This window comes from Streptomyces violaceusniger Tu 4113, assembly GCF_000147815.2.
In the GTDB taxonomy this organism is placed as follows: domain Bacteria; phylum Actinomycetota; class Actinomycetes; order Streptomycetales; family Streptomycetaceae; genus Streptomyces; species Streptomyces violaceusniger_A.
Genome location: NC_015957.1, coordinates 9,326,528 through 9,341,020 on the forward strand (window position 1 = coordinate 9,326,528; position 14,493 = coordinate 9,341,020).

Here is a 14,493-nt window from a genome sequence, read left to right on the forward strand (position 1 = left end):
CGCGTTCAGGATGAGGCGCCCCGGGCCCGTCAGAACGCGGACGGGCGCACCAGCCCCGTCTCGTAGGCGAAGACCGCCGCCTGGGTCCGGTCGCGCAGCCCCAGCTTGAACAGGATCCGGCTCACATGGGTCTTCACGGTCTGCTCGGCCACCACCAGCCGTGCGGCGATCTCCGCGTTCGACAGCCCCTGGGCGATCAGGGTGAGCACCTCGGTCTCGCGCTCGGTCAGATCGCCCACCCGGTCCCGGAGGGGACCGCGCGGGGCGGCGGCGCTCACCCGGGAGAACTCACCGATCAGGCGCTTGGTGATGTTCGGCGCCAGCAGTGCGTCACCGGCCGCCACCACCCGCACCGCATGGGCCAGTTCATCCGCCGAGGCGTCCTTCAGCAGAAACCCGGACGCGCCCGCGCGCAGCGCCTCATAGACGTACTCGTCGAGGTCGAAGGTGGTGAGGACCAGGATCTTGACGGTGGCCCCGGCGGGTTCGGTGAGCCGCCGGGTGGCCTCGATACCGCCGACTCCCGGCATCCGTATGTCCATCAGGACCACGTCCGGGGCCAGCTCGGCGACCTGGTCGATGGCGTCGGCCCCGTCCACGGCCTGGCCGACGACCTCGATGTCCGGTTCGGCGTTGAGGAGCACCGTGAAGCCCTGGCGGACCATCATCTGGTCGTCGGCGATCAAAACGCGGATGGTCGTCGTCATACGGGGTCCTCGGCGGTTTCGGGCGCGGCGGCGGACGGGTCGGGGTGGTGCGTGGGCAGCACCGCGGTCACCTCGTAACCGCCGTCCGGCGTCGGGCCGGTGGTCAGCTCACCCCCTAGCATCGCAGCGCGCTCCCGCATCCCGAGCAGCCCGTGCCCGGCGCCCGGCGAGGGCGGGGCGGGCCGGTCCGGGGTCGTGTTGACGATCCGGACGGTGAGCCCGCGCCGCTGGTACCCCAGCTCCACCCGCGCCTGAGCGCCCGGCGCGTGCCGCATCACATTGCTCAGCGCCTCCTGCACGATGCGGAACGCCGACAGCTCGACGCCCGGCGGCAGCGGCCGCCGCTCCCCGGTGACATCCGTAAGGATCGTGATTCCGGTCCCGCGCACCGTGCCCACCAGCTCGTCCAGCCGGTCCAGAGTGGGCTGCGGGGCGTGCCGGGCGCCGTCGGCCAGGGCGTCCTCGGAGCGCAGCACGCCCAGCACGCGACGGAGTTCGGCCAGCGCCTCGACCGCGTTCTGGCGGATGCCCGCGAGGTTCTCCTTCAGGTCGTCGGAGGGGTTCTCGGCCAAATGCGGGGCGACCTGCGCCTGGATGGAGATCACCGACATGTGGTGGGCGACCACGTCGTGCAGCTCGCGGGCGATGCGGTTGCGCTCCTCCAGCAGGGTGCGCCGGGCCCGTTCCTCCGCGGTGAGCTCCTCCTGCTCGACCAGCCGGGTCCGCGCCACCCGGCGGCCGCGCAGCGCGGTGCCCACCACCACGGCGGTGGTGAAGGACACGAACGCCTCGTAAAGGCCGTCCGTATGGGGCCGGGTGGCGAAGGCGGAGGTGGCCGTCCCCACCAGCAGGGTCAGTATCAGCGCCTCGGCGGCGATCCGGGGGCGGACCCGCAGCGCGAGGAGGAGCAGCACGATGGTGTGCAGCGCGATCTGGCCGTAGTTCCAGGGGTAGGGCACGTAATCGGGGAGGCGGCCATCCGCCTCCAGCGCCGTCACCAACAGCATGGCGGTCGAGAGCCACCACGCCGGTATCGGGCGGGTCAGCGCCACCTGGACGGCCAGCGCTTCGAGCACCACGAAACCGATCATGGGCACCGGGTCCTGGGACGTCCCCGGCCGGGCGGGCTCCTGGAACTGCGCCATGCTGAACCAGGCCATGAGCACCGCGAGCAACACCACATGGCCATGGGGCAGCCGGCCCAGCCAGCGCATCCGCGGCAGCGGGTCGCGCGCGATCGTCCACAGGTCCGCGCGGAGGATGCCCGGCGCCGCGCGCAGTCCCTCGCCCATCGTGCGCGGCAGGGCGCGTGCGCCCTCCGCCAGCCGGTCCGCCATCCGCCCGCCCGTCATGGCCTTGACTTTAGACACTGGGCTTCTCCACCTGCCGGGCCGCCCGGACCGAACGTCCCTCGCGAACGACGCGGCTCCCACCGCGGACGGCACCGCCACCACCGCGTACGGCACCGCCGCCACCGCGGACGACGCCGCCACCGCCCTTCCGCCGCCCCGCCTCGTACCCGTGGAAGGCCGCCCAGCAGATCAGCAGCGCCCCCGCGAACACCGGCAGCCAGCACAGCCGCGCCAGCACCCAGCCGGGGCCGTCGGGCACGGTGTGCAGCCCCGGCAGCGGCCCGTACAGCCGCAGCGTGGTCACGCTGACCGCCATCATCGCGGTCTGGTGCCACAGGAACACGGTCATCGCGGAGAGGTTGACCAGCGCCACCACCGCCCACGCGGCGGGCCGCGCCAGCACCCGGCGCAGGGGGCCGCGCAGCAGCAGGGCCGCGCCGCACTGGGTGAGACCGAAGGTGACGGCGGCCAGGGTGGGCGGGTTGAGGTTGGATATCGGGGCGCCGGGCACCCCGACCATCGCCGCCGGATAGCCGCCGAACAGGACGAGCCCGGCGGTGACCGTCGCGCCCCCGATCAGCAGCACCCACCCGGCCGTCCGGCCGCGCAGCAGGCCCCGGCCCCAGGTGGCGCCCAGGCAGTACGGGACCAGCCAGCCAGCCGCCAGATTGATCCAGCCGAGCCAGGCCGGGCCGCCGAAGCCGAACCGGATCAGGTCGACATGGAGCACGATGGCCAGCGGCCACAGCGGATGCAGCCGCGCCACCAGCGGGGTCGCGGCCGTGAGCACCGCGTAGACCAGCAGGAACCACAGCGGGGACAGGACGAGTTTGAGCAGCGTGTGCACGGTCAGCAGGCTCACCCCGGAGCCGAGCATCGCCCCCGCCGCCACGGTCCACACGGCGAGCACGGCGGCGACGGGCCGGAACAGCCGGGCCAGCCGGGCGCGCAGCCACCGCCGGTAGCCGATGCCCCGGGCGTGGGCGCAGGCATGGCTCTTGGCGCCCATCTGCCCGCCGACCAGGAAGAACACCGCGAGGGTCTGGAACGCCCAGGAGACGGGGGTGAGTTCGGGCTGGTACAGCAGCGGGCTGGCCGCGCGCAGGGTGCCGCTGTCGGCGACCAGGGCGGTCACCAGCCAGTGGCCGAGCACCACACCGAGGATGGCGATGGCCCGCAGGGCGTCCACGGCGCGGTCGCGGTCGGGCGGGGTGGCGGCCTCGATCCGCCGGACGAGGTCACGTATGCGGAATGTGTCACGCCTACGAACCGTGTCAGGCGTACGGAATGTGCCACGCGTCCGAACGATGTTACGCATCGCGGCCCTCCACGATCCGGCCCATGCTCGCCAAAGCGGCGGACCCGGGCTTGAGATAGTCGCTGTGCCCGACGTCCCCCGCGTCGAACTTCCGTGCGCCGAACCGCCCGGAGACGGGATCGGTCCCGAAGCCGACGGTCGTGCCCAGTAGCCGGATCCGCACATGCGGCACCCCGCCGATCCAGTCGTTCCCGCCCCGCCCGGCCCAGACGGTGGCCCGGGTGTGCAGTTGCCGGGCGTCGTCGAATCCCGTACCGGGGCTGCCGTACAGGACGATGTCCGCGGCCTTCAGCCCCCGCGCGGCCCGGGCGCACACCACCGAACCGTAGGAGTGGCAGAGGAGCGAGATCCGGGCCCGGGGCTTGGCCGCGTTCAACTCCCGTACGAATGTGGCCAGTCGGGGAGCCGCACCGGCGGCCCGGTTCGTGGTCAGCACCTCGGGTCCCACGGTGCCCGGCGTCTTGTACCCGAGCCAGCCGACGACGGCCGTACGGCTGCCGAGTTGATGGCTCAGCGCGAGGGCCCCGGCCCGGAACCGGTCGTACGTCTCCAGGTTGGTGTCCGACCCCGGCACCAGCACGGCGACGCGCGTGGCCCGGCCCAGGTCCCCGTACACCTCGACGGCACGACCGCCCTCCCGCCCGTCGAAGGACAGGAAGTGCCGCGACGGCTTCCGCATCTTCCGCAGCGCCCGCTCCCGCGCTCGGTCGCCGTGCCGGGTCGCCATCGCCTCGGCCGCCGCGATCCCCTCCCGATTGGCCTCGTACCGGTGCTCCAGCCCCTGGACGCTCACGGGCCCCAGCGCCACGGGTGCGGGCGCCGGCACCTCGCTCGGCCCTGCGGCCCCCATCAGGGGCACCACCACCGAGGTGGTGACGAGCGCCGCGAGCAGGGCGCGGCGAAGACGGGACGCCATGGCTGTTCCTTCCGTACCGACAGCTTGTGTGAGTACGGAAGTTATGGAGTCGGCCGTGTGGTTGGCGTCCCACCGGGGAGTGCATCCGCGGGGTAGTCCCCAGGTACTACGGGTAGGGGGTCGGGCCGGTGCGGTGGTCGCGATCCGCACCGCGGTGGGGCCCGGGTCCACGACCGATGCGTGGTGACGGCTGATACGCGGCTACGGCTGATACGTGGTGACGGCTGATACGTGGTGACGGCTGATACGCGGTTGATGCACGGCTGAGCGGCCCCGGAGGCCCCGCTCCGCCGGGGCGGAGATCTCTCTCGCCCAAGGTGACGCCGGTGCGCCGACGCGGCGCACCGGTCTCACCGTAGGAGGTCACGATGTCCCCTGCCCCCACCCACCGGGCGCGCCGCCGCCGTACCGTGCTCATGGCGATGGCTGCCTCTACGGCGGCGATGGCGACCGTAGCGGCCGGTCCGCCCGGCTGGGCCGGTGCCCCCGCGGGCGACCCGGCCTCCCCGGGCGCCCGGAGCGCCGGGGACCGGCTGGTGCCGTATCCGGGCAACGGCGGTTACGACGTCCGCTCGTACGACGTCGGCTACACCTACCGGCCCGGGACCACGCTGATGGACTCCTCCGTACGGATCCGGGCGACCGCCACCCAGGCGCTGTCCCGGTTCAGCCTCGACGCGGCCGTGGACGAGATCAAGACGGTCACCGTCCAGGGCGAGCCGGTCCGCTTCGCCGTGGACAAGGCGGGCGAGAAGCTGGACATCACGCCGCGGCGGGCGCTCGGCAAGGGCCGGCCGTTCGATGTGAACATCGCCTACCGCGTCGACCGGAACGACAACCGGACCCGGCCCGGCGACCCGACCAGCCCGGCGCCGCGCCTGACCCCGTGGGTGAACAAGAAGGTCGGCTTCGTGGTGTTCGGCCAGCCGGACCGGGCCCACATGTTCTTCCCCGCCAACGACTACCCCACCGACAAGGCCCGGTTCACCTTCCGCCTCACCGCGCCGAAGGACCTCCAGGCCGTGGGCATCGGGACGCTGCGCTCACGGACGACCTCGGGCGACGACGCCACCACCGTCTTCTCGACCGCAGACGAGATCTCCACCCAGGTCGTCCAGGTCGGTGTCGGGCACTACAAGGAGATCCGGGGTCGCGGCCCCCACGGGCTGCCGCTGCGCAGCTATGTCGACACCGACGCGTACGAGGCGGCCAAGCCGCTGGTCGACCGGATACCGGACCAGCTCTCCTGGTTCGAGAAGGAGCTCGGCCGGCCGTTCCCGCTGGAGACCTACGGAGTGCTCGGGGTGCCCGAGGGCTATCTGGGGGTGGCCTTCGAATCGGCGACCCTGTCCACGTTCGCCGTCGAGAACCTCCAGGGGCCGGCGGAGCAGCTCGAACCGACCATGGTCCACGAGATGGTGCATCAGTACTTCGGGGACGCGCTCGCCGTCTCGAACTGGGACACCAACTGGATCAGCGAGGGCCACGCCGACTACTACCAGTTGCTCTACACCGTGGATCAGGGCTGGCGGGACCTGGCCACCGTGCTGAAGGCGCGGTACGAGTTCGACCCCGAGAGCCGTGCCGCGAGCGGCCCCCCGAACCGGCCCAAGGAGGCCATCGACGCGCTGGTCGGCGGCAACAACGCGGGTGTGCTGATGCTCGCCGGGCTGCGCCACCAGGTCGGTGACGCCACCTTCAAGAAGATCGAGCGGACCTTCTTCGACCGGTACCGGGGCAGGAACGCCGACACCCGGGACTACATCGCGGTGGCGAACGAGATCAGCGGCCGGGACTTCACCGCGTACGTCAACGGCTGGCTCTACGACGAGAAGACTCCGCCCATGGCGGGCCACCCGGACTGGGTGGCCCCGGAGCCGCCGAAGAGCTCGTGACATAACGGCATGATGGGGGGCTCCCCCTTCGCACAGGTTGGTGAAAATGTCGCAGATAGCCACCGGTGGCGGTGGTCCCCTGCCCGTCACGGTCCTCCTCGTGGAGGACGACGAGGTGATCCGCAGGTCGGTCGGGATGGCTCTGGAGCGCTACGGCTACCGCGTGTCCACGGCCGGTGACGGGCTGACCGGTCTCGCACTGTTCCGGGCGGGCGGGCATGATCTGCTGCTGCTGGACGTGATGCTGCCCGGGCTCGACGGCATCGGGCTGTGCCGCCGGATCCGGGAGACCAGCATGGATCCGATCCTGATGATGTCGGCGCGCGGCGACGATCTGGACGTCATATCCGGCCTGGAGGCGGGCGCCGACGACTACGTCGTCAAGCCGGTCGACACCGCGGTGCTGGTGGCCCGGATCCGGTCGCTGCTGCGGCGGGCCACGTATCCGCCGGCCGGGGGGTCAGGGGATCCGGCCACCTCTTCACCGGCCGGGGCATCCGCGGGCGCCCAGCCCGGCCCGCGCCACCATCACGGCGCCCGGCTCCGCTTCGGGGATCTGGCCATCGACACGGGCGGCCTGGAGGTGTTCCTGGCCGGTGAGCCGATCGCGCTGGCACCCACCGAACTGCGGCTGCTGCTGGAGTTCGCCGCGCACCCCGGCATCGTCCTCGACCGGGAGACGCTGCTGCGCGACGTCTGGGACTACGACTGGGACGGCGACACCCGCGTCGTCGACCTGTGTGTGCAGCGACTGCGCAAGAAGATCGGCGCCGGGCGGATCGAGACGGTCCGCGGCTTCGGCTACAAGCTGAGGCGCTGACGTGGGAACGTCACGCGCCCTGCTCACCCGGCCACGCGCCCTGCTCACCCGGCCAGGCGCCCTGCTCAACTGGCGCTCGCTGCGCTGGAAGATCGCCCTGCTGGTGGCCGCGGCATGCTGCGGCATCGCGCTGACGGTCGGCCTTCTGGTGCACCACAGCACGTACGAGCGGTCCATGAACGAGGGCAGCGGCAAGGCGTACACCGCCCTGGACACCGCCCTCGCCCCGGGCGGTGGAGGCGGGTCCGACGCCCTCGTGCACACGCCTGGCGAGATGCCGCCGAAGCTGGTGCGGATGGTCCGCGCCCGGGGAAGCGCCGCCCTATACGACGAGAGCGACCCGTACCGGCCGCGGATGTGGGCCGGGCGGCGGCTGTCCGATGGCCGCCTGGCGGCGATCGCGATCGACATGACGCCCGACCAGCTCAGCCGCCGCGCGCTGGACCGGCATATGTGGAAGTACTCGCTGGCCGCGCTGGCCGTCATCGTGCCGCTGTCCGCCCTCGCCGCCGAACTCCCCAACCGACGGCTGCGGCGGGTGGCACGCACCGCACGGCGCATCGCCTCGGGCGACCTGGCCGCCAGGACCGAGGTGGGCGGCCGGGCGGGCGACGAGATCACCGAGATCTCGGCCACGGTCGACTCCATGGCCGACAGCCTGCGGGACCGGCTGCGCAGCGAACAGCGCTTCACCGCCGATGTCGCGCACGAGTTGCGCACCCCGCTGATGGGCCTGGTCACCTCCACCGAGCTGCTCCCGGAGAGCGAAGCCACCGATCTTGTGAGGGACCGGGTCCGGGTGCTGCGCACCCTTGTCGAGGACCTGCTGGAGATCTCCCGTCTCGACGCCGGTGTGGAACGCGCCGACCTGCGGCCCGTCGCCCTCCCCGACCTGGTCCGAGGCTCGCTGGCCCGCACCGGCCTCGACGCGCGTCTCGCGGTCGGCGCCGCGCCCGTGGTGGTCGAGACGGACCCGCGCCGGCTCGACCGGATCCTCGCCAACCTGCTCGGCAACGCCCACCGGCACGGCGCCGCGCCGGTCGAGGTCACGGTGGAGGGAACGACGGTCGTCGTCCGCGACCACGGCTCCGGTTTCCCCGACAGCCTCCTCGCGGAAGGGCCACAGCGCTTCCGCACCGGCGCGGCCGAGCGTGGCCGCGGTCATGGCCTCGGACTGACCGTCGCCTCCGGCCAGGCCCGGGTCATCGGCGCGTCCCTGCTCTTCTCGAACGCGGCCGACGGCGGGGCCGTCGTCACGCTGCGGCTGCCGCCGACGGGCTGACGCGACGGAGTCGGTACCCGACTCGATACACGACTGATGACCGGCCGAGCCGTTCCGGATCCACGGCCACGGCCGTGCGGAGATCCGCCCTGGCCAAGGTGGTTGACGTGCGACCGCAGCACGTCAACCACCTTGGAGGTGTCTTGCGCATGTTCCCCGACCGCCCTCCCCCCGTACTCCGCGCACCCCGCATACCCGGCCCACGTACGGCGAGGACGCCGCAGCCGATCGAGGCCGTACGACGGTGGCGGCCGACGACCACACCCGGGACCCGGTGAGGCCACCATGGCAACCCCTCTCGACACCCCTTCCGCACACCAGGCCCCCACGCCCCAACCCGAGCCCGACGCGACTCCCCTGCCCAAGCCCGACACGGGTGCCACGCCCGAACCCGACCCGAGTCGCCCGCCCGAGCCCAACACGGGTGCCCCGCCTAAGCCCAACGCGAGTCCCCCACCCGAGCCCGACGGGACTCCCCCGCCCGACGCCGACACGGGCGCCGCGCCCGAACCCGACGCGGCTCGCCCGCCCGAGCCCAACACGCATACCCCGCCCGAGCCCAACGCGACTCCCCCGCCCGAACCCGACACGGGTGCCACGCCCGAACCCGACACGGGTGCCACGCCCGAACCCGACCCGAGTCGCCCGCCCAAGCCCAACACGCATACCCCGCCCGAGCCCAACGCGACTCCCCCGCCCAAGCCCGACACGGGTGCCACGCCCGAACCCGACCCGAGTCGCCCGCCCGAGCGCGACGCGGGCGCCGCGCCCAAGCCCGACGGGGCTCCCCCGCCTGAGCCCGCCACGAGCGCCCCGGCCGAGCCCAACACGCATGCCGCCGCCGGTCCCGGCGTCTGGCGTCGCGGACGGGCCATCGCCGGGCTCACGCTGGTGGCCGCGTTGGTGATGCTGGGCCACGCCGCTGTCCCCAACCAGGTCGGGCATCTCGGCAGTCTCGTCGAGACCTTCCTGCCCTGGACGGGCCTGGCCGTGCCCCTGTTGCTGCTGTGCGCCCTCGTCCGCCGGTCCGCGACCGCCGCCGTGGCGGTCGTCCTGCCCGCGCTCATCTGGTGTTCGCTCTTCGGCGGGATGCTGCTCGACAAGCGGGCGGAGGGCGGAGACCTGACCGTCGTGACCCACAACGTGGATGAGCACAACCCGCACCCCGCCCGAACCGCCCGCGCCCTCGCGGCTTCCGGCGCCGATGTGCTGGCTCTCGAGGAACTGGGCGCCGCGACAGCGGAGTACGAGAGCGCGCTGGCCGACACGTACCCGTATCACACGGTGCGGGGCACGGTGGGGCTGTGGAGCAGGTACCCCGTCGACGCGTCCCGGACGGTGGACATCGCGCCCTGGCCGCGCGCCCTGCGCGCCGTCGTGCGGACGCCCAAGGGGCCGGTCACCGTCTTCGTCGCCCATCTGCTGTCGGTGCGGTTCAGCCCCGTTGCGGGCTTCACCGCCGCCGCTCGCGACGCCGCCGCGCACCGCCTCAGCGCCGCCCTGCGCGCCGAACCACGGCAGCGCACCGTCCTCCTAGGGGATCTCAACGGCACCCTCGACGACCGGGCGCTGTCCGCCGTCACTTCCGCACTGCGTTCGGCCCAGAGCGAGGCGGGCGCGGGGTTCGGCCTCACCTGGCCCGCGTCGTTTCCCGTGGCGAGGATCGACCACATCCTCGTCCGCGGCGTGGAACCGCGCTCGTCCTGGACGCTGCCCGCCACCGACAGCGATCACCTGCCGGTGGCGGCACGGCTGAAGCTAATGACCCGCCCCGGAACACCCTCACGGCGGGCCCTCGCGCCAGGCCCCCGCGGCGAGCCCAGGCGGCTACCCCTGGGGTACGTAGAACTCCGTGGTCGCCCGCATCGTGGCGGCCGCGACCTCCGCCGGCGCCCCCGAGGCTTCGTACGCCGCGCCCCAGGCCACGCTGGAGCGGGTCATGAACTCCCGCGCCTCGTCCGAGGTCTGCCATGCCTCCGGGTCGGCGGGCGTCCGGCCCGCCAGATGCAGGGCAAGGCCGAGCAGTCCGCCGTCCCAGCCGACGCCGACCGCGCCGGGGCCGAACTGGTCCCACATCTCGGGCGGTACGACGGCGACATGCTCCAGCTCGAAGACGGTCCGCTCCTCGCCCTCGGCGTTCAGCCGCACCTCGACCTCGCTGAAGCCGGGGTTCTCGCCGAACAGCCAGCTCACCGCGAGCAGCCGCGGGGGTTCGCAGCGCAGGATCTCACCGCCCGCGTTGCCCTCGAGCTGGTAGTGGCCACCGAGCTTCAGGTCGCCGCTCACCGGCAGGAACCAGCGGCTGATCCGCCGCGGGTCGGTGCACGCGTCCCATACGTCCTCGATCGCGGCGTCGTAGGTGCGCCGCAGCAGGACGGTACGGGCCTCGCCGTCGGGCACCTCACGGGTGCCGACCTCGCGGTGGACGTCGTTGATCTGGTCGACGATCTCGCTCATGACTTATGTTTCCTCACCGGTTCGACTGTCGCCGCCGCGCCCCTGCTCGAGCCGCCGCTGCCGCTTGCCTCGCGCCAGTTCGGTCCCCAGCGCGTCCAGCCGCTGCTCCCAGAAACCCCGGAACTGATCCAGCCACCGGTCGACCTCCCGCAGGGGCGCGGCCTCGACGGCGTATAACCGCCGTGTGCCCTCGGCCCGTACGGAGGCGAATCCGCCTTCCCGCAACACCCGCAGATGCTGTGACACGGCGGGCTGCGAGATGCCGAACTCGGACCGGATCACGGTGCTGACCTCGCCGGAGGATCGCTCCTCCGCGGCCAGCAGCTCCAATATCCGGCGCCGAACGGGGTCTCCGAGGACATCGAGTGCGTGCACCCCAGGACTATGCCAGTCGCCGCTTATATAAGTCAACGCTTAAATTCACTCATGGCCGCCATGGGCGACCGCGTGATTCCGCCCACTCGCGGAAGCACAGGAGGTCAGCACGGACTCGACGCCCTTACCGTGCCCCGCCGCGCCGGTGGGTGTCAGCCCTCAAGCGGCTTCCCCAGGAGGTCGGAGGCGGTCTCGATGGGGTCGGCAGCCGCGACCGCGGGCGCCGGGTGACAGGTGAAGCCGAGGCGCGTCATGGCGCGGATGACCTCGCCCGCCGTGAAGTCGCGGCGGTCCTGGCGGGTGATCACGGCGCCGACCTGCTTGACCGGGTAGGCACGGCGGCCGATCTGGACCGATGGGCCGGTGATCGGTTCCGGACTGACGCCGCTCATCGCGTCCGTCACCTCGCGCGGGGTCAGGTCGAAGGCGAAATTGGCGATGATGCAGCGCATAGTGCCTCAACGGGAGAGAAGGGAGCGGGGATGACCAGCGTGTCACACCTCGAAGCGGGATGGCACAGCCCGGCGGCAAAAAACGCCCACGTGGTTCCCGCCGCTCCGAGGTGGCACGTGATAGGGTCCTTACTAGTTGCAGTTTTGGTACCCATGGACTTGTGTGCGCCTGACGATATGTAGCGTCCGGCGCATTTTTTGTTTCTGCCGGTCATTTCCGGATGGGGTCATTTCGGCGACTCGGGACGTGTTTCCTGCGCGTTCCGGACCGATCCCAGGTAAAAGGAGAATGACATGGCTACTGGCACCGTGAAGTGGTTCAACGCGGAAAAGGGCTTCGGCTTCATCGAGCAGGATGGCGGCGGCGCCGACGTCTTCGCCCACTACTCGAACATTGCCACCCAGGGCTTCCGTGAGCTGCAGGAAGGCCAGAAGGTGACCTTCGACGTCACGCAGGGCCAGAAGGGCCCGCAGGCCGAGAACATCGTTCCCGCCTGATAGCAGCGCCTGTCACGAGCCGGGGCCCGCACCTGAAGGGGTGCGAGCCCCGGCTCGTACGCATTTCCACAGACCACGCCCAGCCGAAAGGCACCGCGTTGACCCGATCCACCCGCTCGCACCGCCGCAAAAAACCCGTATCCTCCCGTTCCGCCGTCAGTGAGCGCCCCCGCTCATCCGGCGCAAGCGAATTCGCCCTGGCGCCCGGCTCCACCCCGGTGCTGCCCGCCGTCACCTCCTTCGCCGAGCTCGACATGCCGAAGGAGCTGATCACGGAGCTGACCCAGCAGGGCGTCACCGTACCGTTCCCCATTCAGGCGGCCACCCTCCCGAACGCGCTCGCCGGCCGGGACGTACTGGGCCGTGGCCGGACCGGCTCCGGCAAGACCCTCGCCTTCGGCCTCGCCCTGCTGGCCCGCACCGCCGGGCAGCGCGCGGAGCCCCGCCGCCCCCTCGCGCTGGTGCTGGTCCCCACCCGGGAGCTGGCCCAGCAGGTCACCGAGGCGCTCACCCCCTATGCCCGGCGGCTGGGGCTGCGTGCGGCCACGGTGGTCGGCGGCATGTCGATCAACCGCCAGGCCGATGCCCTGCGCAATGGCTCGGAGGTGGTCATCGCGACCCCCGGGCGCCTCTACGACCTGATCGAACGCGGCGACTGCCGGCTGGACCAGGTGCGCACCACCGTCCTCGACGAGGCCGACCAGATGGCCGACATGGGCTTCCTGCCCCAGGTGACCCGGCTGCTGCGGCAGGTCCCCGCCGACGGCCAGCGCCTGCTGTTCTCCGCCACCCTCGACCATGACATCAGCAAGCTGACGCGCCAGTTCCTCGACGACCCGGCCGTGCACTCGGTCGACCCGTCCGCCGGTGCCGTCACCACGATGGAGCACCACGTCCTGCACATCGCGGACACCGACAAGCGCTCCGTCGTCACCCGGGTGGCCGCCCGGGACGGCCGCGTCCTCCTCTTCCTGGACACCAAGCGCGCCGTCGACCGGCTCACCCGGCATCTGCTGACCAGCGGCGTACGGGCGGCGGCACTGCACGGCGGCAAGTCCCAGCCGCAGCGCACCCGGACCCTGGACCAGTTCAAGTCCGGCCATGTCACCGCGCTGGTGGCCACGAACGTCGCGGCCCGGGGCATCCATGTGGACGATCTCGACCTCGTGGTCAATGTCGACCCGCCCGCGGACCACAAGGACTATCTGCACCGTGGCGGCCGTACGGCCCGTGCGGGCGGATCCGGCAGCGTCATCACGCTGGTCACCCCGGACCAGCGCCGGGAGATGGGCCGTCTCATGGCCGACGCGGGCATCACCCCGCAGACCGCCCAGGTCCACTCCGCCGACCCCGAACTCACCCGGATCACCGGCGCCCAGGAACCCTCCGGCGTGCCCGTGATCATCAGCGCGCCCCAGCCCCAACCGCAGCGTGCGCGCCGTTCCGGCGCCCCCCGTCGCTCCGGCCGGAGCCGTCGCCCCGGCCGTTAGGCCCGATACGGGGGCCCGGGCGGCGGCCGTCCGGGCCGACATCCGGAATTTCGCCATGGTCGCATCACGCCCGACCGGCGGCGGATGTCCCCATTCCCCCGTCGGAGAGGCGACAATGGGCCACATGCCGATACCCAGCGCCGTGCCCAGCCGTGCCGAACTGATCGACCACCTCATCCGTACGCGCATCGCGGGCGATGTCGCCACTCCTCGCGAGAACAACCTCTCCCACTACCGCAAGCTCGCGAACGGCGACCGCCACTACTGGCTCGGCCTGGAGCTGGGCGACCGCTGGACCGATGAGCAGGACGTGCTGGCGGTCATGGCGGAGCGGTGCGGCGTGGTGGACGACCCGGAGTACCGCTCGGGGCAGGACACGATCGACCCGGAGCTGACGGTCGGCGCGCTGGACCGGATGGCCTCGGTGCTGCGGAAGGCGGCGGAGGCGGACGAGCGGGTGCTGTTCGCCACCGGGCATCCGGGCGGGCTGCTGGAGGTCCACCGGGCCACGGCGGCGGCGCTGCGGGCCGCCGGCTGCGAGATCGTGGAGATCCCGGGCGGGCTGCAGGCGGACGAGGGGTATGTCTTCCAGTTCTGCGATGTGGCGATGCTGGAGCGGGGCGCCACGCTGTGGCACACCCACTCCCCCGCGCCCATGGCGGCGATCCTCGACGGGCTGGCCCACGAGGGGCGGCCGCTGCCCGATCTGGTGGTCGCCGATCACGGCTGGGCGGGCTACGCGGGGCAGCGGGGCATCGACTCGGTCGGCTACGCGGACTGCAACGACCCGGCGCTCTTCCTCGGCGAGTCCGAGGGCACGCTGTCGGTGGTGGTCCCGCTGGACGACCACGTCACCAACCCGAGGTTCTACGACCCGATGACGGCGTACCTGCTGGACGCGGCGGGGCTGTCGGCCCAGTTCTGACGGCGC

At 72.2% G+C, this 14,493-nt stretch carries 13 protein-coding genes and 1 pseudogene; 7 read left to right on the forward strand and 7 right to left on the reverse strand.

The genetic code is table 11. From position 1 onward, the window contains the following. Positions 1 to 29: 29 nt before the first annotated feature. The 4 genes from STRVI_RS37950 to STRVI_RS37965 all read right to left on the reverse strand — a co-directional run bounded on the left by STRVI_RS37950 (position 30) and on the right by STRVI_RS37965 (position 4,293). Positions 30 to 707 (reverse strand): response regulator, encoded by a 678-nt coding sequence (locus STRVI_RS37950; protein WP_014060867.1) that lies wholly within the window; start codon positions 705 to 707, stop codon positions 30 to 32. Beyond that, positions 704 to 2,077 carry a sensor histidine kinase gene (locus STRVI_RS37955; RefSeq protein WP_014060868.1) on the reverse strand — a complete coding sequence of 458 codons (1,374 nt, stop codon included), beginning with the start codon at positions 2,075 to 2,077 and terminating at the stop codon, positions 704 to 706. The genes STRVI_RS37950 and STRVI_RS37955 overlap by 4 nt, the downstream gene beginning before the upstream one ends. Beyond that, entirely contained in the window at positions 2,070 to 3,305 is a 1,236-nt protein-coding gene (locus STRVI_RS37960; RefSeq protein ID WP_251982994.1) for an acyltransferase family protein, read from the reverse strand. The genes STRVI_RS37955 and STRVI_RS37960 overlap by 8 nt, the downstream gene beginning before the upstream one ends. Positions 3,306 to 3,369: 64 nt before the next feature. Next, positions 3,370 to 4,293 carry an alpha/beta hydrolase gene (locus tag STRVI_RS37965; protein WP_014060870.1) on the reverse strand — a complete coding sequence of 308 codons (924 nt, stop codon included), beginning with the start codon at positions 4,291 to 4,293 and terminating at the stop codon, positions 3,370 to 3,372. A gap of 368 nt (positions 4,294 to 4,661) precedes the next feature. Here STRVI_RS37965 and STRVI_RS37970 point away from each other — a divergent pair, with 368 nt between their 5' ends. The 4 genes and pseudogenes from STRVI_RS37970 to STRVI_RS49315 all read left to right on the forward strand — a co-directional run. Further along, positions 4,662 to 6,188, forward strand: a complete 1,527-nt coding sequence (locus tag STRVI_RS37970; RefSeq protein WP_014060871.1) for a M1 family metallopeptidase — start codon at positions 4,662 to 4,664, stop codon at positions 6,186 to 6,188. A 46-nt stretch (positions 6,189 to 6,234) separates the two neighbouring features. Continuing rightward, positions 6,235 to 7,008, forward strand: coding sequence for a two-component system response regulator CseB (cseB, locus tag STRVI_RS37975; protein WP_014060872.1), 774 nt, complete (start codon positions 6,235 to 6,237; stop codon positions 7,006 to 7,008). Between the two features lies 1 nt (position 7,009). Next, positions 7,010 to 8,290 (forward strand): sensor histidine kinase, encoded by a 1,281-nt coding sequence (locus tag STRVI_RS37980; protein WP_014060873.1) that lies wholly within the window; start codon positions 7,010 to 7,012, stop codon positions 8,288 to 8,290. A gap of 873 nt (positions 8,291 to 9,163) precedes the next feature. Beyond that, positions 9,164 to 10,039: pseudogene (locus STRVI_RS49315) on the forward strand (endonuclease/exonuclease/phosphatase family protein); the annotation flags it as partial. Between the two features lie 78 nt (positions 10,040 to 10,117). Here STRVI_RS49315 and STRVI_RS37990 read toward each other — a convergent pair. The 3 genes from STRVI_RS37990 to STRVI_RS38000 form a co-directional block, all read right to left on the reverse strand. Further along, positions 10,118 to 10,747 (reverse strand): SRPBCC family protein, encoded by a 630-nt coding sequence (locus STRVI_RS37990; protein WP_043237180.1) that lies wholly within the window; start codon positions 10,745 to 10,747, stop codon positions 10,118 to 10,120. A gap of 3 nt (positions 10,748 to 10,750) precedes the next feature. Continuing rightward, a complete protein-coding gene (locus tag STRVI_RS37995; protein ID WP_014060875.1) occupies positions 10,751 to 11,122 on the reverse strand; it encodes an ArsR/SmtB family transcription factor in 372 nt (123 codons plus the stop codon). A gap of 152 nt (positions 11,123 to 11,274) precedes the next feature. Further along, positions 11,275 to 11,574: an SCO5918 family protein gene (locus STRVI_RS38000; RefSeq protein ID WP_014060876.1), complete on the reverse strand. Its 300-nt coding sequence runs from the start codon at positions 11,572 to 11,574 to the stop codon at positions 11,275 to 11,277. A gap of 294 nt (positions 11,575 to 11,868) precedes the next feature. Between STRVI_RS38000 and STRVI_RS38005 the strand changes: the two genes are divergently transcribed. The 3 genes from STRVI_RS38005 to STRVI_RS38015 all read left to right on the forward strand — a co-directional run bounded on the left by STRVI_RS38005 (position 11,869) and on the right by STRVI_RS38015 (position 14,487). Beyond that, positions 11,869 to 12,072, forward strand: a complete 204-nt coding sequence (locus STRVI_RS38005; RefSeq protein WP_010986199.1) for a cold-shock protein — start codon at positions 11,869 to 11,871, stop codon at positions 12,070 to 12,072. A 98-nt stretch (positions 12,073 to 12,170) separates the two neighbouring features. After that, the gene (locus STRVI_RS38010; RefSeq protein ID WP_014060877.1) at positions 12,171 to 13,562 is read left to right on the forward strand and encodes a DEAD/DEAH box helicase; all 1,392 of its coding nucleotides are present in this window, start codon (positions 12,171 to 12,173) and stop codon (positions 13,560 to 13,562) included. Between the two features lie 115 nt (positions 13,563 to 13,677). After that, positions 13,678 to 14,487, forward strand: coding sequence for a phosphatase (locus STRVI_RS38015; protein WP_014060878.1), 810 nt, complete (start codon positions 13,678 to 13,680; stop codon positions 14,485 to 14,487). The last annotated feature ends 6 nt before the right edge of the window (positions 14,488 to 14,493 follow it).